This window comes from Ligilactobacillus equi DSM 15833 = JCM 10991 (assembly GCF_000615765.1).
Taxonomy (GTDB): Bacteria; Bacillota; Bacilli; order Lactobacillales; family Lactobacillaceae; genus Ligilactobacillus; species Ligilactobacillus equi.
Map to the genome: position 1 here is coordinate 1 of NZ_BAMI01000109.1, position 2,274 is coordinate 2,274.

General features: G+C 27.8%; 4 protein-coding genes and 1 pseudogene. 4 read left to right on the forward strand and 1 reads right to left on the reverse strand.

What is annotated here, in order from left to right; all coding sequences use genetic code 11:
* Positions 1–226 precede the first annotated feature (226 nt).
* Positions 227–304: a putative holin-like toxin gene (locus JCM10991_RS16525; protein WP_369384746.1), complete on the reverse strand. Its 78-nt coding sequence runs from the start codon at positions 302–304 to the stop codon at positions 227–229.
* Positions 305–631: 327 nt separating this feature from the next.
* Between JCM10991_RS16525 and JCM10991_RS16290 the strand changes: the two genes are divergently transcribed.
* The 4 genes and pseudogenes from JCM10991_RS16290 (at position 632) to JCM10991_RS11555 (ending at position 1,835) form a co-directional block, all read left to right on the forward strand.
* Positions 632–904, forward strand: a complete 273-nt coding sequence (locus tag JCM10991_RS16290; protein ID WP_025021572.1) for a ParA family protein — start codon at positions 632–634, stop codon at positions 902–904.
* An 8-nt stretch (positions 905–912) separates the two neighbouring features.
* Positions 913–1,128, forward strand: a pseudogene (locus JCM10991_RS16530) (AAA family ATPase); the annotation flags it as partial.
* 26 nt (positions 1,129–1,154) lie between these two features.
* Positions 1,155–1,436, forward strand: coding sequence for a hypothetical protein (locus JCM10991_RS15975; RefSeq protein ID WP_025021573.1), 282 nt, complete (start codon positions 1,155–1,157; stop codon positions 1,434–1,436).
* Between the two features lie 114 nt (positions 1,437–1,550).
* Positions 1,551–1,835 (forward strand): hypothetical protein, encoded by a 285-nt coding sequence (locus JCM10991_RS11555; protein WP_023859306.1) that lies wholly within the window; start codon positions 1,551–1,553, stop codon positions 1,833–1,835.
* Positions 1,836–2,274: the final 439 nt, after the last annotated feature.

A 2,274-nucleotide genomic window follows, 5' to 3' on the forward strand; every position in this document is an offset into this window, starting at 1 on the left:
TTGATTGTTATTTTTTCTCAATAAATCTCAATAAATTTCTAGTCTGTACTGTTAATGGACAGACTCTTAGTGTAAAGTATTGATTTTTTAGTTAATTCTAGTTATAATGATAAATGAAAAGAGGCATATGCTGGAACATACACCTCTTGCGGCTTATTAAGTCGGTAGTTATTTATATAGACAAAAAACAACCACTAACCTGTCAAAGTTATTAGGTGGTTGTTTTTTATTTGTCTTGATTAATATATGTCAACAAAGCAATGATAAATAGACCAAAGCTCATTAAATCAGCAAATGAAAACATTTCGTTGCGTACCTTTCGTAAGATTGTTCCATATAAAACAACCTCCTTTCAGATAGACAACTACCGACCTATAACTCGTCGCAAGTTTAATTTTATCACTTTTTATTAAATAACGCAAAGATATTATTTATAAATCTAAGTGTGATTTTACATGAGAATTTGAATTTTATTTTAGATTTCTTTTTGAAGTATTTTTTATAATTCAATGTTACTTTTATTTTATATTGCTTTTTACATTGTTTAGTTGTATGATATAGATAGCGATTAGATTGGCAAATTCTTGCTACCTAATTATTCAAAGAAGGCAATTTTACGGAGGTGGATTTCATGGAAATTGTTACAATTTGCAGCACCAAAGGTGGTGTTGGCAAAACGACTATTTCTTATAATTTCGGAGAATGGTTAGCAGCTAATGGAAATCAAGTGTTGCTAATTGATTTAGATCAACAATGTAATTTAAGTCAGTTGTATGGCTTAGAAAGTACAAGTAATAATATTGGAAATCTTTTTGATAAACTAAATGATGAAGAAATGAGTGTATATCATACAACTTCTGAAAACATTGATATTATTCCGGGTTATAAAAAACTTCATGCTTAATCGCAAATATTGAAACTGACCCACATAAATATTTTTTCTTATTTAGATGGTTTAGAAAAAACTATGAAACGGTTAAAAAATACGATTATGTAATCGTAGATTGTCACCCTTCATTTGACACGTTAGTAAAAAATGCGGTAGCGGTTAGTGATGTTTTATTCTGCCCTATTACACCGACAGAACATGGATATGATGCTAAATTTACCTTTATGATGATTTTGTTGAATATAAAGAAAACGAAGCAATTGACATGTCGACAGAAGAAAGTTATGTTCGGGCGAAAGTTTACTATATTGGTAATATGGTTAAACATAATACTGAATCATCACGTAATTTTCTTAAAATCATTGAAAACAATCCAGAAGTTATTGCTGTTTTACCAAACAGAGAATTATTTAATAGATCAACCCTTGAACACACCCCATTAGTTAAAATGGAACGTAGTGATGAATCTAAATACAAGAGATATGCGTCAACATATAAGGAAATAGATACGGAATTTAAAAAGATGCTTGAAGCATTTAATCACTAGAGTTAGTGCTGCTTCTTGACTTATTAGATTGTAATTTAGATTTTGTTTTAAAATCTATTTTAAGAGTTTAGTTAAACGAAAATTAACATTTGAATTTAAACAGGAGGAAAAATTATGTCATTTGAAAATCTTGAAAAAGAAAGAGAAGAAAAACGTAAAGGTACGTTTGATAATATGATGGAAACTGGTGAAGTATCTAAAATTGATAAAGTTGAGCCAGAAACTAAAGCAACTATGAATTTGTCAATTTCTTTACCAACACCTGAAAAGGAAGAAAAACGTACATCTAAATCTTATTACTTAAAACAATCTACGATTAAGAAGATTCGCAAGTTATCGAAGGATAATCATTATAAAACTGATTCAGCATTTATCGAAGCCTTAATTGAATCGTTATAATACAAGTAAGAAAACTTTTAATACAGGTCACACTTATGTGTGGCCTTTTAATTTACAATAAAATGTATAATGCATTGTAAATTCCATTTTAAAATTGATTGTACATTAAAATACAAATGGAATTAAATGTTCCCATTGCATTCTAAAATCCAAGCGTAATCTAAAATGTAATCTAAATTTTATTTTGGATTTTGTATTTTATTTTCTATTAGATTAGAAATTTATTTCTAGATATTATTTTAAAGTTTAAAATGTCTCCTAAAATAAAGTTTAAACTTCATTGCAAAGTATGTTTTCCTTCCGTTCCACGCTTATTTGCCAATGTTTATTTTAAAAGATAACGCTGCTTTTCCTATCTCTTTTTGGATATTCTAGTATATTTAAAGATATACTAGAATATAATAATATATACTTCCATATCCAAAATATATAATAATAC

Excerpts from the sequence above, each read along its gene's own strand:
- JCM10991_RS16525 (WP_369384746.1), bottom strand. The coding sequence starts at position 304 with ATGTTTTCATTTGCTGATTTAATGAGCTTTGGTCTATTTATCATTGCT.
- JCM10991_RS16290 (WP_025021572.1), top strand. The coding sequence starts at position 632 with ATGGAAATTGTTACAATTTGCAGCACCAAAGGTGGTGTTGGCAAAACG.
- JCM10991_RS15975 (WP_025021573.1), top strand. The coding sequence starts at position 1,155 with ATGTCGACAGAAGAAAGTTATGTTCGGGCGAAAGTTTACTATATTGGT.
- JCM10991_RS11555 (WP_023859306.1), top strand. The coding sequence starts at position 1,551 with ATGTCATTTGAAAATCTTGAAAAAGAAAGAGAAGAAAAACGTAAAGGT.